General features: G+C 34.5%; 29 protein-coding genes and 4 pseudogenes. 17 read left to right on the forward strand and 16 right to left on the reverse strand.

Annotated elements, in window-relative coordinates:
- Positions 1-7: 7 nt before the first annotated feature.
- Entirely contained in the window at positions 8-1,198 is a 1,191-nt protein-coding gene (locus tag GX497_10415; GenBank protein ID HHY73615.1) for a YbfB/YjiJ family MFS transporter, read from the reverse strand.
- Positions 1,199-1,330: 132 nt separating this feature from the next.
- On the opposite strand from GX497_10415, the gene GX497_10420 reads away from it, so the two are divergent.
- The 5 genes from GX497_10420 (at position 1,331) to GX497_10440 (ending at position 4,476) form a co-directional block, all read left to right on the forward strand.
- Positions 1,331-2,215: a LysR family transcriptional regulator gene (locus tag GX497_10420; GenBank protein HHY73616.1), complete on the forward strand. Its 885-nt coding sequence runs from the start codon at positions 1,331-1,333 to the stop codon at positions 2,213-2,215.
- A 231-nt stretch (positions 2,216-2,446) separates the two neighbouring features.
- Positions 2,447-2,962 (forward strand): general stress protein, encoded by a 516-nt coding sequence (locus tag GX497_10425; protein ID HHY73617.1) that lies wholly within the window; start codon positions 2,447-2,449, stop codon positions 2,960-2,962.
- Positions 2,963-3,158: 196 nt separating this feature from the next.
- A complete protein-coding gene (locus GX497_10430) occupies positions 3,159-3,743 on the forward strand; it encodes a TetR/AcrR family transcriptional regulator (protein HHY73618.1) in 585 nt (194 codons plus the stop codon).
- An 80-nt stretch (positions 3,744-3,823) separates the two neighbouring features.
- Positions 3,824-4,159, forward strand: a complete 336-nt coding sequence (locus GX497_10435) for a hypothetical protein (protein HHY73619.1) — start codon at positions 3,824-3,826, stop codon at positions 4,157-4,159.
- Entirely contained in the window at positions 4,159-4,476 is a 318-nt protein-coding gene (locus tag GX497_10440; protein ID HHY73620.1) for a multidrug efflux SMR transporter, read from the forward strand. Before GX497_10435 ends, GX497_10440 begins: the two co-directional genes overlap by 1 nt.
- Before the next feature lie 39 nt (positions 4,477-4,515).
- On the opposite strand, the gene GX497_10445 is transcribed toward GX497_10440, so the two are convergent.
- Together GX497_10445 and GX497_10450 are read right to left on the reverse strand one after the other, a co-directional pair.
- The gene (locus GX497_10445; protein ID HHY73621.1) at positions 4,516-4,761 is read right to left on the reverse strand and encodes a hypothetical protein; all 246 of its coding nucleotides are present in this window, start codon (positions 4,759-4,761) and stop codon (positions 4,516-4,518) included.
- Between the two features lie 344 nt (positions 4,762-5,105).
- Entirely contained in the window at positions 5,106-5,609 is a 504-nt protein-coding gene (locus GX497_10450) for a helix-turn-helix domain-containing protein (protein ID HHY73622.1), read from the reverse strand.
- 957 nt (positions 5,610-6,566) lie between these two features.
- Here GX497_10450 and GX497_10455 point away from each other — a divergent pair.
- From GX497_10455 to GX497_10465, 3 genes and pseudogenes are all read left to right on the forward strand, one after another.
- Positions 6,567-8,306 (forward strand): chemoreceptor protein, encoded by a 1,740-nt coding sequence (locus tag GX497_10455; protein ID HHY73623.1) that lies wholly within the window; start codon positions 6,567-6,569, stop codon positions 8,304-8,306.
- A gap of 183 nt (positions 8,307-8,489) precedes the next feature.
- Entirely contained in the window at positions 8,490-8,636 is a 147-nt protein-coding gene (locus tag GX497_10460) for a hypothetical protein (GenBank protein ID HHY73624.1), read from the forward strand.
- A gap of 40 nt (positions 8,637-8,676) precedes the next feature.
- Positions 8,677-8,864: pseudogene (locus GX497_10465) on the forward strand (hypothetical protein).
- Positions 8,865-9,083: 219 nt separating this feature from the next.
- Here GX497_10465 and GX497_10470 read toward each other — a convergent pair.
- From GX497_10470 to GX497_10490, 5 genes are all read right to left on the reverse strand, one after another.
- Positions 9,084-9,797, reverse strand: a complete 714-nt coding sequence (locus tag GX497_10470) for an ABC transporter ATP-binding protein (protein ID HHY73625.1) — start codon at positions 9,795-9,797, stop codon at positions 9,084-9,086.
- Positions 9,790-10,755: an ABC transporter permease subunit gene (locus tag GX497_10475; GenBank protein ID HHY73626.1), complete on the reverse strand. Its 966-nt coding sequence runs from the start codon at positions 10,753-10,755 to the stop codon at positions 9,790-9,792. The genes GX497_10470 and GX497_10475 overlap by 8 nt, the downstream gene beginning before the upstream one ends.
- A 14-nt stretch (positions 10,756-10,769) precedes the next feature.
- Entirely contained in the window at positions 10,770-11,267 is a 498-nt protein-coding gene (locus GX497_10480) for a hypothetical protein (protein ID HHY73627.1), read from the reverse strand.
- On the reverse strand, positions 11,257-12,696 hold the full coding sequence (locus GX497_10485) for a nitrous oxidase accessory protein NosD (GenBank protein ID HHY73628.1): 1,440 nt from the start codon (positions 12,694-12,696) through the stop codon (positions 11,257-11,259). Before GX497_10485 ends, GX497_10480 begins: the two co-directional genes overlap by 11 nt.
- Positions 12,697-12,761: 65 nt before the next feature.
- Positions 12,762-13,826 (reverse strand): multicopper oxidase domain-containing protein, encoded by a 1,065-nt coding sequence (locus GX497_10490; protein ID HHY73629.1) that lies wholly within the window; start codon positions 13,824-13,826, stop codon positions 12,762-12,764.
- A 426-nt stretch (positions 13,827-14,252) separates the two neighbouring features.
- On the opposite strand from GX497_10490, the gene GX497_10495 reads away from it, so the two are divergent.
- The 3 genes from GX497_10495 (at position 14,253) to abc-f (ending at position 17,133) form a co-directional block, all read left to right on the forward strand.
- The gene (locus GX497_10495; GenBank protein HHY73630.1) at positions 14,253-14,867 is read left to right on the forward strand and encodes an ATP-binding domain-containing protein; all 615 of its coding nucleotides are present in this window, start codon (positions 14,253-14,255) and stop codon (positions 14,865-14,867) included.
- Between the two features lie 77 nt (positions 14,868-14,944).
- Positions 14,945-15,148 (forward strand): hypothetical protein, encoded by a 204-nt coding sequence (locus GX497_10500; GenBank protein HHY73631.1) that lies wholly within the window; start codon positions 14,945-14,947, stop codon positions 15,146-15,148.
- Between the two features lie 344 nt (positions 15,149-15,492).
- A complete protein-coding gene (gene abc-f, locus GX497_10505) occupies positions 15,493-17,133 on the forward strand; it encodes an ABC-F type ribosomal protection protein (GenBank protein ID HHY73632.1) in 1,641 nt (546 codons plus the stop codon).
- Between the two features lie 108 nt (positions 17,134-17,241).
- On the opposite strand, the gene GX497_10510 is transcribed toward abc-f, so the two are convergent.
- Positions 17,242-17,595, reverse strand: coding sequence for a glyoxalase (locus tag GX497_10510; GenBank protein HHY73633.1), 354 nt, complete (start codon positions 17,593-17,595; stop codon positions 17,242-17,244).
- Between the two features lie 162 nt (positions 17,596-17,757).
- Here GX497_10510 and GX497_10515 point away from each other — a divergent pair, with 162 nt between their 5' ends.
- Positions 17,758-17,895, forward strand: coding sequence for a DUF3600 domain-containing protein (locus tag GX497_10515; protein HHY73634.1), 138 nt, complete (start codon positions 17,758-17,760; stop codon positions 17,893-17,895).
- Between the two features lie 26 nt (positions 17,896-17,921).
- Positions 17,922-18,348 (forward strand): annotated as a pseudogene (locus GX497_10520) (DUF4158 domain-containing protein).
- 330 nt (positions 18,349-18,678) lie between these two features.
- Here GX497_10520 and GX497_10525 read toward each other — a convergent pair.
- The 3 genes from GX497_10525 to GX497_10535 form a co-directional block, all read right to left on the reverse strand.
- Complete coding sequence (locus tag GX497_10525) at positions 18,679-18,795, reverse strand: YvrJ family protein (protein HHY73635.1); 117 nt, start codon at positions 18,793-18,795, stop codon at positions 18,679-18,681.
- A gap of 36 nt (positions 18,796-18,831) precedes the next feature.
- The gene (locus GX497_10530; protein HHY73636.1) at positions 18,832-19,209 is read right to left on the reverse strand and encodes a sigma-70 family RNA polymerase sigma factor; all 378 of its coding nucleotides are present in this window, start codon (positions 19,207-19,209) and stop codon (positions 18,832-18,834) included.
- Between the two features lie 773 nt (positions 19,210-19,982).
- Positions 19,983-20,171: a hypothetical protein gene (locus GX497_10535; GenBank protein HHY73637.1), complete on the reverse strand. Its 189-nt coding sequence runs from the start codon at positions 20,169-20,171 to the stop codon at positions 19,983-19,985.
- Positions 20,172-20,529: 358 nt separating this feature from the next.
- Here GX497_10535 and GX497_10540 point away from each other — a divergent pair.
- A pseudogene (locus GX497_10540) lies at positions 20,530-21,036 on the forward strand (lysozyme).
- 82 nt (positions 21,037-21,118) lie between these two features.
- On the opposite strand, the gene GX497_10545 reads toward GX497_10540, so the two are convergent.
- The gene (locus GX497_10545) at positions 21,119-21,790 is read right to left on the reverse strand and encodes a hypothetical protein (GenBank protein HHY73638.1); all 672 of its coding nucleotides are present in this window, start codon (positions 21,788-21,790) and stop codon (positions 21,119-21,121) included.
- A gap of 201 nt (positions 21,791-21,991) precedes the next feature.
- Here GX497_10545 and GX497_10550 point away from each other — a divergent pair, with 201 nt between their 5' ends.
- A complete protein-coding gene (locus tag GX497_10550) occupies positions 21,992-22,720 on the forward strand; it encodes a hypothetical protein (GenBank protein HHY73639.1) in 729 nt (242 codons plus the stop codon).
- Positions 22,721-22,797: 77 nt separating this feature from the next.
- Here GX497_10550 and GX497_10555 read toward each other — a convergent pair whose 3' ends face one another.
- Together GX497_10555 and GX497_10560 are read right to left on the reverse strand one after the other, a co-directional pair.
- A complete protein-coding gene (locus tag GX497_10555) occupies positions 22,798-23,208 on the reverse strand; it encodes a M23 family metallopeptidase (protein HHY73640.1) in 411 nt (136 codons plus the stop codon).
- A gap of 1,263 nt (positions 23,209-24,471) precedes the next feature.
- Positions 24,472-24,957: a cell wall hydrolase gene (locus tag GX497_10560; protein HHY73641.1), complete on the reverse strand. Its 486-nt coding sequence runs from the start codon at positions 24,955-24,957 to the stop codon at positions 24,472-24,474.
- 271 nt (positions 24,958-25,228) lie between these two features.
- Here GX497_10560 and GX497_10565 point away from each other — a divergent pair.
- Positions 25,229-25,456: pseudogene (locus GX497_10565) on the forward strand (recombinase family protein).
- 202 nt (positions 25,457-25,658) lie between these two features.
- Positions 25,659-26,132: a hypothetical protein gene (locus tag GX497_10570; protein ID HHY73642.1), complete on the forward strand. Its 474-nt coding sequence runs from the start codon at positions 25,659-25,661 to the stop codon at positions 26,130-26,132.
- 84 nt (positions 26,133-26,216) lie between these two features.
- Here the strand turns inward: GX497_10570 and GX497_10575 are convergent, their stop codons facing one another.
- A complete protein-coding gene (locus tag GX497_10575; protein HHY73643.1) occupies positions 26,217-26,810 on the reverse strand; it encodes a Uma2 family endonuclease in 594 nt (197 codons plus the stop codon).
- Between the last annotated feature and the right edge of the window lie 62 nt (positions 26,811-26,872).

Raw genomic sequence — 26,872 nt, forward strand, 5'->3', positions numbered from 1 at the left:
GCATAAGTTACATCTGTAATACTCTTTCTTGTTCGATATGAGCTTTTTTTACATTTAATTTCCACTTGCCAATCAGCATGACTATTAATGCCAAAAGAACAATTATACCAGCAAAAAGAAGTGCAGCTTTATAGCTGTTGTACACAGAAACTAGTTTTCCAGCGATAATCGGTCCGATAATTTGTCCAAAAGCATAAAATGTTGTAAGAATTGATACAATAGCTCCGCTTTGTGTTGGATATTGCTGACGAGCATAGGATGTTGTTAATGTGACAATCCCGACAAATGTTAAGCCAAATAAAAACGAAGACAGAAGCACACTTCCGACTGTTTGTGAGAATACTGGCAGCAATATACCGAAAACTTGGAGAACATAAGCGATAACCAATATTTTGATAGCAGAAAACTTCTCCATTAACATCGTCCATATAGGTGCAGAAGGTACAGCAGCAATACCAACCATGACCCAACTGTAAGCTGAATAAGGTGCAAGTGCGGGGATATTATGAATAATATCCACTAAAAACGTGCCCGTAATAATATAACCAAGTCCTTCGAATCCATATGATGCAATAAGCCATGGCATAAATCCACGTGCGATTTGTGTATCAGTCGATTTTGTAGGTTTCTTGTGGTCTTGTATGTGTAATTTTCTCCATAAGTAAAATGTAATGAGGAAAAATAGCACAGATAGGATACCTAAACCAATCCAAGCACCCTCCCATGCAAATCGTCTTTCGAAATAAGGCACGAAAAGCCCTGAAATCGCAATTCCAAGTCCTATGCCACTAAACACATACCCTGACCATTTTGTTAAAAAATGCTTCGCTAAATAATCCATAATAATACTAGACGTTAACACGAAAATTAATCCACCTGTAATACCTGCGATTAGCCGAAATACAATCCAAACCATGTAGGAATCAATAATGCCCATCAATATAATAGACAAAACATTAAGGATCACGCTAAACAATAACACAGACTTTCTCTGCCGATAAATAAATCCTGCCCACAAGGCTCCGATAAAATAGCCAATATAATTGCTAGAGGCTAAATACCCTGCTGCTTCAAAAGAAAAGCCTACATCTTGCCGCATATATGGAAGAATTGGTGTGAACGCAAAACGGCTAATACCCATTGCAATGACAAGCAGTAAAATTCCGCCAAATAAAACCCCGACTTGTTGACGTTTCATCTTTTTTCTCCTTTAAATAGTAAGCTTTTTGTTTAATAGTAAGTTAATTTATAGGATAATAGATGTTAAGGTATAAATCTAATATATAGATTATATAAATTTATAAATATTTTTTATATAAAGGAAGATACGATGAATTTACATGCGCTTCGTTTATTTACAAAAGTAGCTGAATTAAAAAGTGTATCGAAAGCGGCTGGGCAACTGATGATTAGTCAACCTGCTGTCACAATGCAAATACGTAATTTAGAACAAGAGTTAGGCTTGAAGCTTATTGAAGCAGAAGGGCGCGGGATTAGTCTTACAAGTAATGGTGAATTTTTGTTTAAAGAGGCACAACGTCTGTTTAATTTGGAAATGAATATTGAACAAAAAGTTAAGGAATTAAAATCTTTAGGAATTGAGGAGCTTCATATAGCAGCAACCCATGTGCCAGCACATTATTTATTGCCAAAATGGATTGCGAAATATAAACAAATGTATCCTGATATAAATATTGAAGTAAATACAAATAACTCCAAACAAGTTCTTGAAGATTTGTTACAGTACAAAATCAATGTGGGCTTTGTTGTGCAGGAAGACGGGTATCATGAGGATGTTGATTACACGCTTCTACGTAATTTAGAGTACTATTTTATTGTTCCGTATGATGATGAACTTGCGGGGGAGGAAGTAGGGTTAAACGATCTCATGAAGAAACCTTTTATTTTAAGAGAGGATGGAAGTTCGACAAAAGAATTGCTAGTAGCCCTTTGTAAAATTCATAAATCCCCGCCTCCTAAAATGGGGCTTCAATTAAGTGGTATTAACGAGTCGATTCAAGCTATTGCGGCAGGGTATGGAGCAATGTTAGCCCCTTCTATTGCAGTTCAAGAACAAATCAATAGAAAACAGATTGCGCAAGTTCATGTGAAAAATATAGACATAGAGCGCCCGATTTACTTGTGTATGAGAAAAAACGAAGTGAATTTATCGGCTTATGTTCAAGCGTTTATAGATATCATTAGTGCTGAATAATGGGGTGCGGGGGCAGGTTTCGTGTCCCATTTAACATAAAAAGCCTAACCATACAATGGTTGTAGGGGTAGGTGGTATTTTAATAAAGATTTTCTTAGAACAGAAAGATAATCAATGGACGGTTGTTAAAACTGACGAATACACTTTACCCGAATATAAAGAATGGGTGAAGGAAAAGGCGAAACGATAGTTTTTTGTTTAGCTTACAGCGCTACAAAAGGGGGTATGAATTTGAGGTCAAAGTTGCAGAAAAGACTTTTATATTTATATACAGGGGAGTCAACGGCATTATGTGGTTTTATAATTGTAAGTTATTTACTGAATAAGGCGTATCCTCAATTACAACTGTATTCGCTTTATTCATTTTGGTTCTCTTTTTTCTTTTTGGAATTTCTGTTAGCGCAAGGAAGTATGTACTGGTATTCAAAATGGAAACGATTAAAAACAGAAAATACATCGGTAACTCCGATTCGAATTGTTCGACAATTAAAGAAAATAAAAAGATGGAATATTGGGCTTATTATCGCCTTGCCCCTTGCTTTTAGTATTGACTTCTTTATATGGTTTCCGCAATTTCCTATAGGTGGCTTATCCATTGCAGGATGTATCTATTTTTTTGCAATCCTTGAGTATATCAATTATTTTCACATTCAACTTTCATATGATAATTATTCTGATATTAAATATCTTTTAAAGTCAAAAAAATTGAAGCAGGCGTGTTTAAGCAAGGATTTTGAAAGACTGTAAAGATTGAGTAAGAATCGGGGAACTTACTTTGATATGGTTTTCTGATTCTTTTTGTTTTAAATAAATGTTTGATTTTAAAAACAAGCTTTATATATATTCGTTCAGGGAGTGCCATGCCCTTATCGAATTGACACATCACTATTGTTGTTATATAATGAATGACAGTCATTCATTATTAAGAGAGAGGAATTAAGATATGTCCAGCGGTTCTGATGGAAAATATGAAAAAATTTTAAAAGCATCGATTGATGTTATTTCTGAAAAAGGTCTTGATAAGACTTCCATTTCAGATATTGTAAAAAAGGCTGGAGTTGCACAAGGAACTTTTTATTTATATTTCTCTTCAAAAAAGGCATTAATACTAGCTATTGCAGATAACTTACTTACCCTTACATTAGAAGCAATTAAGGAAAAGGTTCAAGGGAAAGGAGATTTTTGGGATATACTAGAGATTACAATTGATGAAACCTTTCATTTAACAGAAAATCACAAAGATGTGATTGTCCTTTGTTATTCTGGGCTTGCTATAGATCATTCAATGGATAAATGGGAATCAATATATCAGCCTTATTATTATTGGCTTGAGGAAATCATAACAAAGGCCATTCATAACAACGAGATCATTAGTGGTATTAATGTGAAATGGACTGCTAGAACGATTATAAATCTTGTTGAAAATGCAGCCGAACGATTTTATATAAGCAAGGATCAAGATGAGAGCCTAGAAGTAATGAAAGCTGAGCTATTTAACTTCTTAAAAAGGGCGTTATATAGAACATAGAAGAGTAAGTATTGGATGCAATCCAATATTTTTTGCAGCTTTTAATGACTGACGTTCATTCAGTGAAGGGGATGTGTAAAATGGTTTGGGGCGTATTATTAGTCGCAGGAATTTTGGAAGTTGTCTGGGCTTCTTTTCTTAAATATGCAGATTCCCTTTTAGATTGGATTCTTATCCTTTTTTTAATTTTAATAAGTTTTCTTTTACTCCTTCAATCTTATAAAAAGATTCCAGCTGCAGTAGCCTATACTGTTTTTGTGGGTATTGGGACTGCTGGGACTTATTTTGTGGGTTTTTTTTTAGGTGAATCTTTTTCATTTAGGCAAATATTATTCCTATTGCTTTTATTAGCTGGAATTACAGGGATGACGATATTTACTAAAGAAGAAACCGAGGAAACGAGAGGGGATTATTAATGGCTTGGGGCTTATTAGTACTAGCAGGTATTGAAGAAGTCACTGCTACAATTGCAATGAAATATATGAACGATACGAGAAAAAAGTGGCCAATTTTCGTAATGATAATAGGTTTTGTACTTTCATTTTACTGTCTATCGAAAGCTATGAAGGTAATCCCTGCTGGGGTTGCTTACGGAGTATGGGCAGGAATAGGCAGTGTAGGAGTGGCTTTAGCAGGTATTTTATGGTTTAAAGAACGCTTGAATGTTTTTCAATCTATATCACTAGGTATGATTATATTAGGAGTCATTGGTTTAAGGATAACATCGTTGTAAAAAGTCTGTATCTACTTTCTTGACATAGTATCAGTTTGTTCAATAAAAATATGGAATTTCATCCTGATTACTGTCAAAGCATTTTAGATTTTTCTTATTTCGTTCAAAACGAGCTTTGATATATTCTTGTTCAATTGGAGAGAAAACTTTCTCCCAAGGGAAGTCAAGCGCCAATTTTACATATGGGAGGTGGCGCAAAGAGGAAAAGTCTTCTTGCATAAATGAAAATGAGGGTTGAAGGTAGATTACATTAGAATAAGATTCTGGGCTAATAGAGGTAGCCATAATGGACTCCTTTCGTAGTAGTGGTTTAGTCACTTCTATTTTACCAAAGGATACTCATTATGGCTTTTCTTTTTGCCCTGACGAGCAATGTTTCTGTCCCCCATAAAAACCCAGTAAAAATTTAGGGTACTTACATTGAGAAATGGCTGATTTTAGTCATATTTTGCCTAATACGGCGTTTGACAAATCAATTTGGACTCGTTCCAAGTAGCTGTGGGAACACATTTGTAGTTAAATATTAAATTAAGTTAGTATTATCAAGGGTCTAGGAATTTTGTCCGTTGGCTCAAATATTAAAGAAGTAATTGAATGTGTAAGTACGTTACCATTTTACAAATAAAAAATTAAGCATATCGTTTTTCCTCAGATGCGGCGGCCTGTTCTGAAGTCGACATAGATGATTTTGTCGGTTTGTTGAATTGCTGCTCCAAGTCTTTTTTCATCCTTATAATTGTTTTTACCTCAATACCATCTTTAGGGTCTAATTCTCTCAAGATGTGAATTAACTCCTTTTCTTCCGGAGTTAAGTCTTTTATAGCCTCTTTATATTTTTCTTGGTGTTCCTGAATAGGCGGAATGTTTATCAACTCATCTTCCGACTGTGTAAGTATGTTACCACTTTTCGAAATAGTAGCGTCACTATTTTTATATTCTTCCCCAGTTAGTAGCCAATCAATAGATACATTAAAATATCTTGCAATTTTCACTACGAAGACGGAAGATGGATGTGTTTTTTCATTTTCCCAATCGCTAATTCTACTAGATGAAGTTCCTATCGTCTTAGCTAGACCATCCATTGATATACCTTCATTATTTCTCAAATCTTTTAAACGTTGACCGAATGTCATACATTACACTCCATTCATGTAGTATTATTTAAAAGAACAATCCAAATATGGAATATTTTTGTTGCAAACACTCCGTAGATGGAGTACTATTAAATCAAATGGTAAGGTACTTACATAAATCATAACAAAAAACGGTACTCGAAACGTATTGAAATTTAAAAGAAGAAAGGAGAAATCTATCTTGGATATTCGACAAGGCAAATAAGTCGTGAAAATGATTGGTGCTAAAGTGGTAGTATACGTTGGTGGCAGGAAAGTAATGCGTGTATTAAGAGAAGATGCCTAAAAACGAAGCAACTATTAATTAAAACAACAAACTTCTTGAACCATTTTACAACATTGATGAAAGGAGCTGGGTAAATGTATGGCAGTTAGAAAGCAAAAAGTCACAGAACTAGGTTGGAAAATTAAGAAGATATTGGCGGAAAGGAAAATTACGCATTCCGAGTTTTGCAGAGAAAATAAAATACCGATACCACGGCTTTCGGAAATCATCTCTGGAACTCGACCTAATAAAAAGTACAAGAAACTCATCTTAGAATTACTCAAAATTAAGGACTCGGCTTGATGCGAAAGGACTATTGCGGATGAGGAAGTGAAAAAAGCCCATGAAAAATTAAATGATTTGCTAACGTAGAATACGAGACTATCGGTGTCTTTGCAGATATTTTCAAAGAGCTTTCAGACTTTTAACAACACCTTTTTGTTATTTTAATGGATGTAATTTTTCCCTTTTTAACTTCTGTTTTTTTTTGGTTTGATAATAGGTAAATATACCTATATAAATTATCAAAAATAGTACAAAAGTCGCGATAGGTAGCTCTGTATTTTCTTTAAAGAAAGGATATGAATAATATGAATTACAAAAGTGCTAGGCTCGCCTTTCGTTTTTCCTTGTAACATCTATAATCTAGCAATAAATTTAACATGTTCATATAGAAGGGACAGATGAAGGTAATGGTAGAGCTTTTTGTTAAACCGCGTGCTACTTACGATCTTTTAATAAAAAAAGGAACAGATATTCAGTTTGATGGACGGTTTTGTGATACATTAAATGATAATCATTTTTCAAAAGATGATTTCCACAAATTGACCGAAATCTATGAAGTTTTAAAGGATAATCTTGATGAAATTATTCGCTATCTCGAATATTCCCTGCTAGAGTTAAAGATTGATGATCAGCCTAAGCTAGAGAGCGAATTCATTAAATCATACGTTGTTCATTTTTTTACTAAGGAAAGAAACCAGGAGTATGTCTATAGTATATTGCCTTTTTTCATTCAATTTAAAAAACAAAAATATAATGTTGCAAAACTTAATCACGTTTTTAACCAATATCATTTTTACTTATTTACGAATTTGTTAGCGAAGAAAGCGTTACATCCTAAAAAGTGCCTTGAGTTAATGACAAGCCTCCAACGTGCAGTTAATATTGAACAACAAGTGTTGATTGAAGTTTATTCTGAAAGCCTTCTAGAACAAATTGCTTCTGGTATTGCCAAAATTATGGACAAAAATGCTGAGATTATGTTCATCAAGTCACTAATTCAAAGCCTTGATGTTGAAAATGAAAATATTCAAACAGTAACATCTGCTACTGAACAGCTATCTGCTACTATTGCAGAAGTGGCAAATACAGCAACAATCGTTTCAACCCAAACACAAGGAGCGGTTGAGAAAGTAAACGAAGGGAAAAGTGTGATAGAGCAAGCGTTAGGCGAAATTATGCATACTGAGCAAGCATTCGGTAATATTATTAAAAATTTCAGTGAACTGCAACAATACATTAAAAATATTGAAAATATTGTTCAGCTCATTAACGGCATTGCCGATCAAACGAATTTACTAGCTTTAAATGCTTCCATTGAAGCCGCCAGAGCTGGTGAGCATGGCAAAGGATTCGCTGTTGTTGCGGGCGAAGTGCGCAAGTTAGCGGAAAGCACAGTGGAATCTTTGAAGACAGTTAATATGAATGTAGATAGCTTGCGTGAATTTTCAACAGTAATTTCTCAATCTATTGATAAAACAACAGATATCATTAAAAAAGCAACAACTGATGCATATGATACTTTACCAATTTTAACCGACATCGTTCACGTTGTTGAGAAAATTCAAGATGGTACCGCAAATACAGCAGCAATAACAGAGGAGCAAGCGGCAGCGATTGATGAAATTGCCAATCGAATGCAGGAGCTTGCCAATCTTTCAGACGATGTTAGAATACTAGGCACAAAGACAGGAGCATCTATTTATGAACTAAGTAAAGTCATTGATGTTTTTAGGCTAGAAGCTATTTCAAAAAATAATGTTAGACTATCAACACCAGCATTATTGTATCTATCAAAGACAGATCATATATTATGGAAATGGCGGATTTATAATATGTTTTTAGGGCTTGAGCAGATTGATCCAAAAACAATTGCCTCCCATAAAGACTGCCGTTTAGGGAAATGGTATTTCAATCATGATTCGCAAGAACGGTTTGGTCATCTAGAAAGCTTTAAGAAACTTGATCCCCTCCATGAGCTTGTTCATGTTGCTGCAAGACAGGCTGCAGAGTCTTACCAAGAAGGAAATCGTTCAGCCGCTGAAACGCATTTGTTAGAATTGGAGCGCGCCTCCAATGGAGTAGTCGAATTGATTACCGAGCTTTTGGATAAAATTGAAAGTGAACGAACGGCATTGGGGATTTGTTGAATATGAAGAATCGGGAAACTTACTTTCGTATCATTTCTCGGTTTTTTTTTGTTTTAATTAAAGTTTAATTAAAATATCGGCAGACCGGAAAACTAATAGTTACGGAAAAATTAGGTAATGTATAATAACAAGGAGATGTTTGGAATAAAGTTTTGACAACACGGTAAGCCAGTAAGGGAGTACATGTATTATCGAACACAAGCGGTGATAAAAAATGATATTACTACTCTGTGGGAAAGGTACCCATATTTAAAAGATAATATTGACCGCACACAAGGAATCAATGTAGAAAAAGATGAAGTTGAATCTTTAAATGATGTAATGATTTGAATGTTTAGTTTGCCATTTTCATCAATAATTTTATTCATTCTTGCAGGGGTTATGGATACGTGAAGGGAAGCCGTACTGGTATGGAGTAATCGGAGGGATTATTTTAGTTTTGTACGGAATCGTTTCCACTTTACAGAAGTTCCCTTCATTCGGAAGAGTATATGCGGCCTATGGTGGAGTATTTGTTTAATTGGGGTTTCCATCATACTTTGGGGTCCAAGGCATTAAATGAAGATGTATAGCATTTTGTAAAATTAATTGAAAGGAAGCAAGAGGAACGTCCGAGACCACTGAAAAAAATTGAGCCATTTCAAACTTATTGTCCTAGAATCACTTTTATTGTCCAATAAGAGGCATTTATTGTCCGATTGCCATATATTTGAAATATATGTGCGTTATGAAAGCTCCTTTTTCAGTAATATTGAACCGTCTCCTGCTTCCTTCTTTTCACGCAACAATGTTTCGATTTTCTAGCAGTTTAAGAAAAACTTCCTCAAGTGTATCGGTCTGATATTTCGTATAAATTTCTTGTAAGCTGCCGCTTTCTTTCACTTGGCCTTCGAATAAAATGACAACACGGTCTGAGATTTCGGCAACATCTCTCATAATATGGCTGCTTAAAATGACAGTTTTGCCTTCCTCCGTTAATTCCTTAACAACCTTCTTAAATTCAATTACCCAATAAGGGTCCAAACCGTTTGTAGGTTCGTCAAAGATATAGATATCCACATCAGCAAGAAGGGTCTGTGCTAAATTTACGCGCTGTGACATTCCTTTTGAAAATGAACCGATTTTTTGATTGCGGACGTCCCATAGGCCCACTTTTTTAATGATTTCAGTTACATCTTTATAACTTGCGCCTACAAATGTTCGATAATATGTTAACACTTCAATTGGAGAAAGCTCTGCAGGGAAGTTCATATGGTCAGGCATATATCCAAACCATTTTTTCTTTGATGTATGGAATTGGATTGTTCCAGATGTAGGCTTCTCAATCCCAGTTAGTAATTTTATAAGCGTACTTTTTCCTGCTCCGTTTCCTCCACAGAAAACGACACACTCTCCTTTTTTAATAGAGAGGTCTGTTGAAGATAATACTTGTTTTTTTCCGAAGGTCTTTGTTAAATTTTCTGCATGTAGTACAATATCCGCGTTAACCAAGTCGTTCCCTCCTCTTTTTGATTGTAAAATTCGCAACTAGTAACGAAATAACAATCATTAGACAGGATGATAGTACAACGTAATTCGTTAAACTGCCGTTATGGCCCCATTTATCGATTAGTAAATATTGCGGGCCAAAAATATAGTTAGCATTAAGCTTCGTGATCGACCAGACACGTAAAGATTCAATCGGATTGGATAAAACTAATAAAAGCATGCTATTTAATTTATATGAATATGGAATCCAATCAATAATCGAAAAAATAATAAATTCATAGCCGAAAACTAGAAAGCTCCATATAAATAATGCATAAGACAATCCTTGCATTCTCGTAACACTAATGGTTCCTACAAATATTGATAGGGCTGCGAAAATGATGATAAGGAAAATATTTAATAAGATAAATGTTGTAAAAAAGCTAAGTTCTGCGCCATCAGTTGTAAAGGATATGATAACCCCGAACAATCCGTAAGAAATTCCTAAAGCGACTAGTAAAGAGATACAAAGTGCAACAAATTTACTAAATAAATAATAAAAAAATGGCTGCTGGTATGTTCGATAAAGTGTTAACCGTCCATCTTCCTTATCGGCGACAATCGCATTCGTACCAAATAGTAAACAAATGATAGGTAAGACCCATAATGATAAATTCATTAACATCGCCATTGCTCGGTCATAGCCAGCTTTTCCATTACTTTCAATATTTGGCTGTTCTGCCGGCATTTCTTTAAGACCGAAATAGGAAGGGTCGATTGTGCCAGTGTCAATTTTTGTTCCCACTGAAGCAAGGCCATATGTTATTTCACGCGGATCTGCTTCTAAAGATTTCAGACCGTAAAAATAAAACAGTGCGGCCATTAGCATAAGTAGGAGCATAAAATTCAGGAGCCATTTGCTTCGCAACAACAGACGTAATTCATATCCAGTCATCGAGTACAGCGTCTGAAATAATTTCATTTGTAATCATCCCTTTATTTCATGTCATGTTCTGTATCATGCCCATTATTATGTCCAGCGTCCTTTAGTTCTTGTACATCTGCTTTTAGTACCTCGTCTGGAGTGTACAATTCGCCGCCATTCTCAGCTTGGAATGTTTTTGCATCTTCTGAAGAGGAGAAAGCCACAAATCCGTAATTCATCGGTGAATCAATTTTACTACCTTGAATAAAAGTAGCTTCATTCATATCAATCCACTCCGTTGTCTTGTAATCATGTACAAAAATATTCGTGGTCTGTTCTAGATTGTCTTTTAAAAAGACGACCATGCAGCCGATATCGTCAAACTTTTTTGGTGTACCGTCCTTCATGATTACCTCACTTGAAGCTTGAAGATTTTGTATCCCCATATGACACTCATCACAGCTATCAACGCCTAGATCAATAGGTTGGGGCTCAAAAGTACTTTTAGAAGAGCAGCCAACTAAAATTGTAAATAAAATCATAACAAGTACTGAAAGATTACGCATCATTTTTCATTCTCCTTGTCATCCATAAAATTAAGAAACTAAGTGACATAAACGATAAGAAAAATCCACCTTTTTTCACGTTTACGGCACTGTTCACTTCACTAAGATTCTGTTCGTTTGTATTCATTTTTTCAAACTCGGGCTCAATGACTACTGGCATTTGAATTGGATATTCATCAACAATGAACTGTTTTGATGGAATAGGTACAAATTGTTCGATCGTATTCCATAAGCGAACAGCTGGGCTACCTGAGAATAATTGTAAATAAGGTTGGCTAGTTGTTAAATGATAGAAAACGTCACCGCTTTTATAAGCATATGCATTTGTTTCATCACGATTATATTGCTGTAGTTGTGCTGGGTTAGATGTACAAACAGAAGCATATATAGTTGGTTCGTTGCGATCCATCTTTAAGTGGTACTGGTCATCCCAATAGTTGCCGAAGCCGTCACGGCTAAACACATTCTCGTTTTTTTTGTCAGTGATGATTTGCTCGTTGTTATTAAGAAAATTATTTAAATAAATTTGATTCTCATCAGAGTCTTTGCCAATTTCCATTCCTTTATCATTTTCATCAAACTCATTGAATGTAATCGTATTTCTAATCCCATTTTCAAAGTAGATGCCTTTATTATTTTTTTTAATAATATTTGTTAAAATTGTAGAATCAAAGGTATCAAATAAAAAGATACCCGCTCCTTCAACTGTTGTATTCGCATAGAGGTAATTTTCTTTGATTAAAACGCGCTTGCTTTGCATAATCATTAAGCCATTGCGGTTTTGTGTCGCTTCGTTTTGATAAATTACTACATCCACTGAATCCATCGTATGAATTCCATATCTTGTTTTTGAAACTATATTTCTGCTAATTTCACTTGAATTTGAATACGATAAATAAATGCCATCATTTGTATTAAAAATAGTATTATTTCCAATAATGGAATGGGGTGCTTCTATTAAATAAATACCATGACCTTTATGAAGATTTTTATCAAGATAACTTGTTATGGCGTTATGCTCTATTTGATGGCCATAGCTCTTTTTGACTACAATTCCATGAAAGACGTTATAGAGCTTATTATTTTTAAGAACACTTCGATTTCCGTTTACATGAATTCCAGCGTTTTGTGAACCGCTGCCTTCAATTTGCAAGTTTTCAATTGTCACATCATCGGCATTTACTGTAATTACATCGCCTTTGTTTGGCCCAATAATTGTAGCCCCTTCTTCCCCTTTAATAGTCATCGGCATGTTTACTGTAAAATTCCCTTTATATATCCCTTCTTTTATTGTCACAGTGTCATGTTCTACTGCTGTTTCTAGCACAGTTTGCAATTGATGTTCATTGTTGACAATGAACTCTTCAGCCGAAGCTGGACTACTGAAAAAGAATATAGCAAGTAATAATAAAAAGTATGTTTGCCATTTCATGACAACGGACTCCTTTTAAGAAGGCGCCCTACATAATTTGAAGAGCGCCGTTTTTAAAGTTTTATTTAGTGACTCATAACTGCCTTGTCATCGTCTAATCCATCTTCAGTAACTTTAAGGATGGCAGCTGCTCCTTTTTGAACATGATTAAATTGATGAGTAACGATTGAGTAGCTTCCTACTTCGGTCACTGTAAATTCGACAACAACACCGCCACTAGCTGGTACTAACACAGTTTGCATGCCTTTCAAATGGTTGTTTGGTGCAGGGTTTCCATCGAGATAAATATCATCGAAAACGGTTCCAACTACATGGAAGGAGCTCACTTCGTTTGGACCAACATTATTAAAATAAATTCTTACACGGTCGCCAACTTTAGCAAGTAAAGGTTTCTCTTTTAAAGTAAAGGTATCGCCGTTTGTATTACGGTCCCCGTCTTTTAACGCTTTTGTAGAGAAAACAACTTGGCTAGGTTCACCGTTAGCAAAGTCATTTAAATCGTTATATTTATACCACTCGTTTTGAATAATTAGGAATTCACGGTCAATTTGATTATCTGTTGGATAGCCATTTTTCGGTTTTACGATAATCGTTCCGTGCATACCATTCGCGATATGGGAAAGAACAGGTGCAGTTCCACAATGGTACATAAACACGCCAGGATTATTAGCTGGATAAGTGAATGTTCCAGCTTCATTAGGTTGAACATTTGTAAAGCTTTTCGATGGTGCAGCGTGTACGGCATGGAAATCCATGCTGTGCGGGATTGCTGGGTCCATATTTTTTAAAGTGAAGTTGATGACATCACCTTCATTTACAATAACGACCGGACCAGGTGCTTGGCCGTTAAATGTCCATGCTTTATAAATATTTCCTTTATCAATTTCAATATCTGTAATTTGTGAAGTCATTTCTACATTCACTTCATGCTCGCCAACCCTCTCCACTTTTAGTGGGATTGGTTCTTGATTTAGCCCTTGATGTGGTTGAATTACTTGAGATTCTGGTGGCGCTGCATCTACATTAACTTTTGGTTCTTTGTCTTGTTTGGCAACATCTTGGGAGCCACATGCTGATAAAATTGACATTCCTAACATTGTGCTTACAATAATTCCAGTTACCTTTTTCATTGTTTGTACCCTCCATTTTTTTAAAATGATAATTTTAGATGTAACTTTAACGAAAGCTTAAGGTTGTGAAATACATCACAAGTGGAATTGCATACATAAGGAAATTATTTTTTCAGCCCCCTCTTTCGCTGCAAACATATGGTTTCCATAACTTATGTGCAAAATATTGCACAAAAACTATACTAATAATATATAACTTAACTACTATAGAAATCGTGATAAACGTCACAAACTCCCCCTAAGATTTGAATAGTTTTTGAATATTTTGTGATAGAATTGTGTACAAAAAAAGTAATGCCCCCGATTGGTACTAACCTACTTTCCCTATAGGTACCTGACCTCACATATTGATGCTATAATTGTAGAGTGAAAATTTGAACGGAAAAAACGGCAGGAGAAAGCTGAATTGCTGATGGTTTGAATTCAATGGAGGATTTTGCAAGTAGACTAAAGTATTTAGAGGCTGTGTTAAAAAACGCAAAAACTAGAAAGGGAAAAAATGTGGTAACGTTCTCTACTTTTCACAGTGCAAAGGGGCTAGAGTTTGAGCACGTTTTTATGGTTGACTTAATAGATGGAATCCTTCCCTCATCGGACGAATATAGAAGTGGAACGGCAGGTGCCAATGCAATGGACGAGGCGACCCGCTTGTTCTATGTCGGAATGACACGGGCGAAAAAACACCTAGAGTTGATTGGATATAGGGAAAGAGATGGGGAAAAAGTGCAGGAATCCTCCTTTGTTTCTTATGTTAAAAGTATTTTGAGTCCGCCAGCTGAAAGGGTGAAAGTAGATAAAGATGTAGTTCATGTCGAAGTCAAAAAGAAAGTTAGAGTTGGAACTACGACCATCCCTTATAATCCTAATGCTATTAGGGAACAGGGCGAATTGCAAAAAGGTAAGCTAATTAAGCATCGGGTTTTTGGGCGCGGTGAAATCGTAAAATTGAGCGAAGATTTAATCGAAGTTCGTTTTCAAGCGGGAGTCAAAAACCTTGCGGTGCAGACTTGCTTGGAGATGGGGCTGCTAGAGCCAGTATAAGGGTGCCTGACCCCTTTTCGATAGCAGCCCACATCATTTATTTTAGTGGCATCCTTGCCTATGGGTGGATTCAAACAATGAATTATATACCAGATATTGAGAATGCTTCTGAAAATATGACGGTTCTTCAAAATGAAGTTGCTTTTGGATATGTAGAAAGAGGTTCTGTATACATATACCTAGTTCTCTCATTTGTATTTGTTTCCCATGACAAAACTTTCGTAAAGAATGTAGCAGATTTGCAATTTCATATTTCTGAGAAAATATTGCGCCAAGTATGATTGGAAATGTGTGGATGATTCAGCCATTCGCCTTCCGCCAGTGTCTCATATTTTCCTTTTCCAATTAATTATGCTATAATTATAGGAATAATACTAGAAGGGATGATGGGTGGACGATGTTAAACTAATCTTATTTTTAAAAGTTTGAAATTGTATATTTCAAATCATATGAAATAGGATTAGTCTGCCCATTTTTAATATACTAGTTGAGCTATCTATGGAATAGCTTTATTTAAGCACGATAAAAATGAGACTAATCCTTCCAAAATCAATTGGGGGGATTTTTTCATTATGGCTGAAAGTTGTATCATTCGAATCCTCCCTATAAAGAGAGGGATGACTTTATGAAGGAACTACTAAAATTACAAAGTATTGGGTATGAAATAAATGATGTAACCATTTTTGAAGATGTGACTGCAAGCGTTCAAGAAGGAGATATAATCGGTATCATTGGTAAAAACGGTGCTGGAAAATCAACGTTGTTGCAATTAATTAATAATGATTTATTACCGACAAATGGACAAATTACGTGGTTAGAGCCGAATTTGCAGATTGTTTTAGTTGAACAAGAAACAGAGACGTATTCTTTGGAGGAGATGACATCTTTAGAAAATATTTTGCTTGGGAAATGGCATGTACCAACAGGCGATTTTCCCCATTTGAGTGGTGGCGAAAAATTGAAAGCACGGCTTGCAAAAGGGCTTGCTAATAATGCCCATTTATTGCTTTTAGACGAACCGACCAATCACCTTGATGATTCAAGTAAGGAATTTCTCAAGGAACAACTGCAACAATATAAAGGTACGATTATTTTAGTTTCACATGATCGTTATTTCTTAGATGAGGTAGCAACAAAAATCTGGTCAATTGAAGGAAAAAAGGTTATCGAACACAAAGGCAATTATTCCAGCTATATGGAGGCCCGTGAGCGGAAAAGGTTAACACAAGCGCGGGAATATGAGAAACAGCAAAAAATGATTGAGCAAATTGAAGGGCAAATCAAAGAACTAAACTCTTGGTCAAAAAAAGCGCATGCCCAATCAACAAAAAAGGAAGGATTCAAGGAATACCATCGTGTTAAAGCAAAGCGCATGGATGCACAGGTTAAATCAAAACGAAAGCGTCTTGAAAAAGAACTTGAAAAGGCAGAAGTTGAGCGGGTAGAGCCTGAATATTCAGTGAAGTTTTCGATGAAAGCAAATAAGAGGCTTGGAAAACGTTTTTTAGAAGTTAAGAATGTAACAAAAGCTTTTGACGGGCGAATATTGTTTAAAGATGTTAATTTTACGATTCAGCATGGCGAAAAGGTTGCCTTAATTGGCCCGAATGGAAGCGGAAAAACGACTTTGTTAAAAATAATTATTGGCGAGGAAACAGCACAAGGTGAGGTCTGGATTTCACCGGCTGCTACTATTGGATATCTGACGCAAGAAGTGTTTGATTTGCCGCTTGACAAAACACCTGAGCAGCTTTTTTACAGAGCAACTTTCGAAGCAAGAGGAAAAGTTCAAAATTTAATGAAGCATTTAGGCTTTACGGCTTCCCAATGGAAGGAACCTATCGCGGCTATGAGCATGGGTGAGCGGGTCAAATGCAAGATGATGGCTTATATATTAGAAGAAAAAGACGTGCTCATATTAGATGAGCCAACAAATCATCTTGATTTGCCTTCACGAGAGCAACTGGAAAAAATCTTATCAGACTACAATGGAACGCTGATTGTAGTATCACATGACCGCTATTTTCTTGAGAAAACAACGAATAGCAAACTTGTCATTTTGAACAATAGAATACAAAAGCAATGGAAAGAAGAAATAATCCCCCAAAATGATTTTAATGAAGAGTTGCGGTTAAAGCTTGAGACAGAAAGACAAGAAGTCTTAGGAAAGCTAAGCTTTATGACACCAAAAGACGAGGCATACAGCGAACTTGATATGAAATTTAAAGAACTTACCGAACAAATAAGAGCACTTTCCAAAAAATAAAATGTATAAGGTTATATAAAGAAATAAAAGCCGATATTCGCGAAGCAGGAATAATCGGCTTTTGTTATACTAGTTTAACTAAAGATTCCCATTACTTATAACGTTCCATTATTTAAGCTCAATCAAGTAAAGCAGATTACCTTCAGGGTCACTGAAGTGCGCAATCCGGGTTGCATTTTCTTCCGTAATATGTGGGAATTCAACGCCACGGGATTTCAGTATTTCGATTGCAGGCTCTAATTTTTGTACTTCTAATCCAATAGAAATGTTATCTGCTCTTCCGGGTTGGGAACCTTGTTCTCTGGTAGGATGTATTAGACTAATTGTCAACCCCGGTGCTTCAATCTGAGCCAAATGCCCTTCCACTTCGTGTGTCAACTTTAACCCAAGGGTTTCGACGTAAAATTGTACTGCTTTTTTAAAATCGGTTACTATGATACTCATATTGCCACTCTTATACATTGTGTATCCCTCCATTTTTCAATCTTTTTTAAAATTATATTCAATAGTAGTTTTATTTACAAATTCTACAATCCTTTGTTTAATAACAGTGTCAACGAAGAATTTAAATAAGTTGAGAAACTTTATAAAAAAGGGAACGAATTTTTAAATCTTACCAATAAATTGAATGGGCGGGTAGCAAGCAAGGATGTCTTAACATCCGAGGAGTATATTTCATATATCGAAGCCCTTATGACATATGAGAAAGTGTTAGTGCAGAGTGGGATAAATCCAAGTGAAGGACCAATAAATCATTTATAAAATGATATGGGGAGAGAGGGAGATCATTGAAAAGAAATTGGAGCCAAAAGGAACTCGATGAACATTTTAGCTTATTGCCGAATGAAAATCATTTAGTGCTAAGTAAGAAGACAAGCGTAAACCGTTTAGGATTTGCTGTCCTTCTTAAATATTTTCAACTTGAGGCGTAGTTTCCCAACAAGAAGCAAGATGTGCCCAGGGATGTTGTTCAACATCTAGCTGATTAAGTAGCTGCTTCGGTTGAAGATTTTTTTGATAGCTATGGTTGGGGTGGAAAAGAAAGAAGTTATACAGAGCATCGAAAAGCAATACGTAATCTTTTAGGAAATCAAGCAAATAGCCCTTTTCGTGCGTGGAAAGTCGAACCTCCCTCTTCAGGAAGTTTGAAGAGAATGATTAAATCTGCTATCAATAATTTTGAAAAATTTATATGACACTACCCATCAATGGAGTCATTCAACACAAATGGAAAAGTATCATTATTAAACTCGATATGCATCAGCGAATACCAATTAAGTCAAAAGTGTTTTAACTTTAAGCATTGATTGGTATCGAGTAGTAGGGGGGAATCACCCTTCACTACTCGATTTTATTTGTTCTATAATTTCAAAAAAACCAGGAACATTTAAATCCACTTTATTTAATCTAGTAATAATACTTAAAATGATCTCTTGCTTAAGATCCTCTCTGTTTTTTGGGTGAGTTTGAAGTAATCGCTTGTTTATAATGGGTTCTAATAATTTAATAATCTTTTCGACATTCTGAGATTCGTACAAAACCTTCTCACTCCTTCTTTTGTTTAACAACTTCTGCAAGTTGTACAATAGCGTTTTCTAACGACTCTATCTTGTTTTCAAACCTATGAAGTAAATAAATACTAATAGCGATTGGAAAACCCATATTACCAATTAATGTAATGATGTCATAATCCAATACCTAACAACTCCTTCTTAGTTTTTCCAAAGTTTTATTACGTGTTTTAGAGACGGCCTGTTGGGAAATGCAAAGTATTTCAGCAATCTCTTTATCTTTTAAATCATCAATATATGACATTGATAATATATTTTTTTGATGTTGTGATAAAATGCGTAATTTCTTTATTAGCTCAACATTTTCAATATAATCCTCGATGTGTTTAGAATTTGTCAGATAATCATAGGTCTCTAATACCGCAATGTTGTCTATTAAAGTTATATTTTCCTCATCATCAATTGGTTTATCTAATATAACCATGTACCGTTCTTCTCTTTTTCTTTCACTTTTATCAAAATTGATTGAAAAGTAATAGATGTATTGCGAAAAGTAGCTTAATATCCTTACAGCGCGAAAATGTTCTTTAAACCTTTCATCTAATGCCTTCCGATTTTCAGGGGTTGGTTTTTTTTAAAAGAGCAGAAGTAAATTTTGATTTTCCTTTTCAGAGACAAATGTCTTTATAATTGGATTATCTAGTGCTTCTTTTGGAATTAATTGAGTTAGCATAAAATAAAATCACCCTCACAGGAATGTATGTTCTTTTTTTGTCCGAAAAAATATTTCACTTTTATAACCAAAAGGTAAAACAATTAATTACTATATAAAGTAAAATTTTCCTTTTAAAATACAACCTTTCGATTAAATTTTACAATATTAACCTTTTATTAACAATAAAAAAGAGAAAATATGTTCGTTGGTGGTATGTTGGATTTAGATATTTGTAAATGCTTTTTCACTAAACAGTAAGGAGAATGGATAGTAGTTTTAAAGGTTTTATGGAGTGGCGAGCATGCTTGCCGAAGCCAATTATCTTTGATACTGGCAGCTTGGATTTTAAAACAAGTAGAATGTGACAACTATCTTTGCGAACACTGGCATCCATCATGCCGTTTTTGAACTTATCTCGGACTTACCCCGATTTAGAGTAAGAAACAAGAGCGCGATAGTTTGAATAAGACAAATAAAAAAGTCGTTTCCTTCTATATTTAGGAAACGACTTTTTTAGGTTTAAATTTGTTAGCGTGAAAATAATGATATTTTTACCATTACGCAATTTAAGAATAAGAGAAAGTTTATAACTAAGTTTTACATATATATCGGCTGATCCCCTATCAGGCTTCAACTGAAGAAAGCGAAGAAAATGTTAAAGATACGGAATCTAGTTTATTTAAATTACCAGTTGCATCTTTGATAATTCCACTCATACTTAAAAAAACCATGAAAATTGTTACAAACCCTTCTCCATTTAGACTTGCTATTGAACCGTATTTAGATTTATTCATTCCTTTTATTGTACCCAAAGAATACTACTTTCTTTTATTAATTTAAAAAAAATATTTTTTGGGTTTATTTTTTCGTAAGAAAATCCCCTTTATAAATTGTAGGACAAACAATCTGGCCAGAGAGAAATCCTAACAAAATAATGAAATTCAAATACTTCCTTTAAACTAAAGCAGCTTAAGAAATACAGCTTATTAAGCTTTTAGGGTGTTATACAAAAATAGCTTTTTTCTTAAAAAGTGGTGGTTGGGTGGGTAAGTGAAAAAAATTATTAAATTATTACTCAAAACAGTGTAATAATTAGGGAGTTGTTTAGACTGTTTATCCCTTGGGTGAAAATTTAATAATAAAAAAATTAATTATAAAAGGAGTTATATTATGTCAAATTTTTCTTTAGGCACAGATGGAGCAAAACTTATAAAGGCACATGAGGGATTTAGCTTGAAATTTTATGGAGATCCATATGGGTATCCAACAGTTGGATGGGGACATTTGATAACAAAGACTAAAGTATATACTAAAAATACAACAGGTAATCCAAATGATTCTCTTCTATCTCAAGCAGATGCTGATGCTTTATCAAAATCTTTAAATCTGGGTTATACTTCACCAATTTCTCAGGCTAAAGCAGATACTTTTTTCTCTAATGATACTGCAGGTGCTGTAGCGGCAGTAAATAGGTTAGTACTTCCTAAAGGTTGTCAACTTTCACAATCTCAATTTGATGCACTTGTTTCATTAACATTCAATGGAGGTTCTAAGGTGCTTGAAACTAATGATGTACAAGTTATGCTTGCCACTCCGCAAATATATCCAAATTTTGTTGGACCAATTACACCAACTGAAATTGATACTTGTTCAAGATTAGTCAGCAAAGCATTTTCATAATCGCTACACAGGCTATCCTTGCCTTCTTGGAGATTTTCTATTCTATTGGTACAAAATTTATTACATAACATTAATTCATTTAATCAGTGACTTTTTTCAGTTCAAAATTTGTTGCCTCTAATGTCAAGATAAGCCTATCATTATTAACAATAAAAAAACTTAAAGGTATGCCAAGTTTTGTAGAAGAATCACTTATGCTTATATCTTTCACTTTATCATTTAAATTTATATTTAATACATCGGGATTTATTTTAAAGCTTCTATAAAAAGAGTCTGTGTTATAGCATATTGATTCAATACTATATAATGGATTTTTTAGTTCATATTGATAATCATTATAGTTTTTAAGTCCTTTTGATGAAAAGAGGTCTTTTTTAATTATAAATTCATTACCAACAACTTTTTGCCCTGTTGGATATTCAGAAGCATCATTATATGAATTTGCAAATCCCAAAAGTTTCTCAACTTTCCAAGTTCCAAAGAAAGCTTTTTCAGTTTCACTGTCCAAATTTATACTTTCATCAAAACAATATTCAGATGTATTATTTGGAATAATAGGCTCATCCGTTTCAGGTTCAGGCTCACCAGAAGTATTTGTTTGAGAAGTTTCCACACCTTGGGAAACCGTTGCATTTTCTACGCTATTATTCGAAGGATTTGAAATCTCTTGAGTTGATGTCATTTCAACGCTTCCACAAGCCGATGATAGCATCAACATGATCGTAATACAAACCAATAATCTTTTTTTCATATTGCACATCCTTTTTTATTTTTTTGATCGTGTCACAGGCTCCTGGAAATTGGCGAAATCGCACGATTTTATCTCGGTGTTCGTAAAGAACCAAATAATTTATAGTATTTTATACATTTTACATCTACCTTCCGATTTTTTCCATGTTAAAATTAAACTTGAATAATTTATTAAAATTGAACAGGGGGAACAGATGAATCCATGAAGAAAGAGATTATGCTGTATTGTATAATGATTTTTTTACTGGTTGGGGGAGTTGGTTGTGAACAATCTTCCAAAGGAGAAATAATGAATGTAAACGGCCAGCAGCAGAAAGAAAATGAAACTTCCGATGATAGAAATTTGTCCATTAGTATCATTTCAAAAGATGAGGTGCTAACAATATTGAATAATATCAAGAACCCAATTAAATTAAATGAGCATCTATTAAACAGTGATAAACAATCAATAATTGAAGCTTTTATCCAGATTGAAGAATGGACAAATAATGTTTTAACTTTAAGTGGTATAGGAGATAGTGGTTATATTGATTATAAGGCTAGAGAGGAAATTAAAACAAAATTAATGGTTTATCATGATGCGGAGCACATAGATAAACTACTATCCTATTACTATCCTGAAAACCCTGAATATATACCTACAGGCCACTACGGAAAGGTTAAGAATCTTTACCTTATGCGAGCAACTGAAGCTTGGGGTACCGGTTTACTGGACTTTGCTGACAAAAAAGGAACATTTTCGAACATTAGTGTTGAGTATAATGAAGATAATATTTTAGTCACTTTTGAGGGTGAATACAAACAAATAGATGATGTTATGCATTTTAAAAGAACTTTTTCATTAATTAAACAGGAGCAGGTGGAGAATTTTGTAATCTACGACTCCGCTTTGGAAGATCCCCTAGGTAACTTTCCATCATTACCGTTTTAAAACATTATACTTCTTCTGTAACTGTACCTTATTAAATGTTTAAGGGAAGTCGAAGTATATCGACTTCCCTTAAACAACTAAATATAATTCCGTGGATTTACAGGAGTTGAGTTACTGTTTGTACATCCTGAACTTGGACATGTTCTTGTTTCAAAATGAAGATGTGTACCAGTTGAAGTACCTGTATTACCCATTTCTCCAATTTTTTGTCCTTCTGTTACATAATCATTAAGATTTACAAGAATTTTAGATAAATGGGCATACCTAGTTTGAACATACTGTCCATTAAGGCTGTGATTGATATAAATTACATTTCCATAACCGCTTAGTTCACCGTCCCTAAATACACCACGAACATTCCCATTCGCCATTGCATAAACTGGGTCACCGTCTACTTTAGATGTTTTTGCTCCTATATCAATACCTTTGTGTGAACTTGAAAATTCCTGTGTTACTCTAGTTGATTCTGTTGGCCATGTATATGCCATTGTGCATACCTCCTAAATTAATTTTAATTGGGTTTCAGCGATGAGGCTAAAATAGAAAGTTGCCTCTAACTTTCTACTTTTTTGGCGCTGATATTATATAAAGGAAAAATTTCTAGCTATTTTACAACACCAGTTTACAAAAAGTTTAATTTTGTCAAAAGAATACACAGGTGCTCTTTTTTCAAATTTGGAGGACTAGCCCCGCAAAAAGGTTTGAACCCTTCAATCACAATGCAAAAGCCAAATTAAAAATCAGGTGGCACCTAATCCACCTGATTTTTCAATTCAGTAGCCAAAATTCAATCGCCCTTGCCCTTTACTACGCCTTCCAAGAAGGGATTTTTAATGGCCTTATTACCAGCCTTAATTCCTCCTAATAACAACCAGTTAAATTTTTACATAATTAAAATTTATTATATTTTTCCATGTTTTGAAAGTAACTAATGCTCTTTTGCAAAAAATCCCTATTACTACCCCTATAAAACCCCGTTTAATGTCGAATTTCATAGATGCGCATCCAGTTTTTACTAAAGGGACTGTTTATCCAAATATTCCCCCCATAGAGCTATAGTTACATAGATTTTTTACTTTCAGTTTGATCTAAAATAAAAAGTTTTTAAGTTTCTGTAAAATGTTGTAATTTTTGTTCCCAATCCTTCTTAAGTAAATAAGAAGAATCAAATGGGGTGATCTAGTTGACTATTTGAAATTGCTACAGTGTTTTTGTGAATCAAGAAAAGTACAAGCCTTTTATACTAGTTGTTTGGAAGAAGCTGTTACTAAAGAGGAAAAAGAATTCTTAACGAAGCTAACTGAAACTGCCGCTAAAACGTCTAATGAAATTAAGGAATATTGTGAATTAATTCACAGAACAGGAGAAAAAACCCCCATTTATACCACAAATCCCTAATTAATATTGTAAAAATTTTTACAATAACGGAATGTACGTCCGAAAAAAGGTAGGGTTTAAGATTGTAAATAAACAGTATTGTTGTCGTGAATTTTTTGAACAATCAATTAAGAGTTTCTTATCAATACATAATAACTTCCATTTATTTAAACAGTCAATTTGTCATCCAACTATTGAAAATCAAATGCTTTTAGATCAGTCATTTAAAACTTTTTACTTTTATATTCGCTTTACTGCATATCTTTCTTCTACAATTTACTATCACGCAATAAATTTTGATAAAAAAGACAGACAAACAAATTATAGGTTCCCTGTTACCCAAAAAGCGGTCAGCTTCTTTTTATTAAAGATTATTAGTGCTGATAGTTGAAAAACATGTGTTCACCTTTAAGAATTTTAGAAGTGACAACTACCCATGTACCGCTCATTTTATATAAGAGTTTTCCATTTTCTGTTTTGCTATTTGCGTTGAAAACATCGACTTGAGTATAAAATAATTTGTCGCCGATTGGGTTTGTAAGGGTAGCGACATTTTGAGCGACGGAAACACAGTTTTTCCAAACTTGACTTGATGTATTTGGTTTGAGGCATTTAGCCAAGTTAGGATCACCTTCATTAAAACAAGAGAAGGCGTTTTTAGCAAGCACAACATCTTCGACACTATTCTGATTTTTGAATTCATATGTTTTATCATTCTTACGGTTGATAACAACCCATGCAACACCTACACGGGACTCAGAGTCATTTTCCGTTTCTCCGTACAGTGTTCTCGCCAACAGGTCGACGCTATCCCTCCCGTAAAGCTGACTTCTTGAAGTTAGTGCATCACCAATTGCCATAAATATTACCTTCTATAAAGTGAAAAAGGCATCTCTTTTTACAACCTTTCTAGAAATTAATTAAGCTCACTAATATCAAAACACAGTATGACCTATATGGGGCATGAATAAAGTAATAGACAGAAATCATAGTTTTTGATAATTGCAGATTACTAAAAATTGAGTTCGGACAACCCTTGATTCTCCGTTATCAAAACTATTATCAAAAGCAAATTAACAATAATATCCTTTAGTGATAAAATTATTACTATAAAAAGCCAAAAGGGTGATTATGATGAACTACACTTATGGTTATGTAAGGGTAAGTACGAAGCAGCAAGATTTAATCCGACAATTAGATTTGTTAGGCGAATACAACTGCACCGAAATACTGACAGAAAAAATGTCGGGAACAAAAAAGGATAGACCCGAACTTACTTGGTTAAAAGACAAAGTAAGACCGGGTGATTCAATCGTTGTAGAGAGTTTTTCGCGGTTAGGAAGAAGCACAAAAGATTTGACTTGTATTGATACGTAAGGGCTGCAGGAAGAAATGATGGGTATATAATCTATTAAATTACTATTATTGAAGTAAATCCTGCGGACTAGAGCAGTTACCCTGTCACTAGCCTATAATGACTATATTAGCTCCAAAACAGATTAGTTTATTTGATTTATGGATAAGATAAAAGGTAATCTATTCTGTATTTAGGGGACTTTGTATGAACTCGGAAATGTGGATTCTTGTTATTTCTATTCTTTGCGCCGCTGTTTTATTGTGGATCTTTATTCCTAGAAGAAAAATAGTTGATGCACAGATTAGCTTTTTATTTATGCAGGTTCAAACATGGTTATTTGGTGCTATTGTTGTCGAAAATCGATTAATTGAATATCCCGTTCGTTTAATGGATTATGCCTATAGAGTAAGCTTTTCTTTTGAATATTTTATCTTTCCAGCGGTTAGTGCGGTATTTAATGTAAATTTTCCACGAGGAAAAAGTTTCGGGTACAAAACTGTGTATTCAGTCTTCTACCCATCTGTAATGACCGCTGCTGAATTGTTGTTGGAAAAGTACACGGATACTATTAAATACATTCATTGGACCTGGTATTGGTCTTGGATTACAATTTTTATAACATTGCTTATTTCCCATTGGTATTATCTTTGGTTTATTAACAAAGTGAAGCGGGAGTAATCCTGAAAATAAACAAAATCGAATCAAAAAATGGGACAAGAAACATGTCTCCAACATGTCTCCCTGTCCCAATACTTTCCCGCCTCATAGTAATGAAGGTGGGATTTTGTTTATAATTTCATCCATTGTAAAGGAAATGCAAGGGATGTTTGGAGATGTGATAAGATCGTTATCTTGGAAAATATTGATTAACTCATATCGTTCATTCTGTAAAATAAATTGCTCTAATACGAAAATTTCGGGGTCGACAATCCAGTATTCAGGCACGCCGTAATAGGAGTAGATCTTTACTTTTTCGATTTTATCCCGCTTTCTTGTAGACGGTGATAATATCTCTACAACTAAATCTGGTGGCCCTTCAACTCCCCGTTTACTTAAAATAGGTATGCGGTTTCGATGAATGAGGACAAGATCTGGCTGCCTAACCTCAGTAGAGGATAGAATGACATCAACAGGAGCGTCTAAAATGATGTAGTCTGGCTCGCAACTTTGTGAGAATTTTTTTATCATTTCGATGCTAAATAACTGGTGGATAACTGAAGGTGCTGGACTCATTAACTCTAACTTCCCACTTGCTAATTCATAACGATTTCCATCATCAATAGTTGTGTAGTCATCGTATGTAAGGCCATGCTCTTTTATATGGGGCATTGATTGATCTTTCCTTTTTTCACTCATCTCAAATACCTCCGATACAGAAATAAAGTTAATTCCAGTATAGCAAAATTTAGAACAACAGC

It is taken from the genome of Bacillus sp. (in: firmicutes) (genome assembly GCA_012842745.1).
In the GTDB taxonomy this organism is placed as follows: domain Bacteria; phylum Bacillota; class Bacilli; order Bacillales; family Bacillaceae_J; genus Schinkia.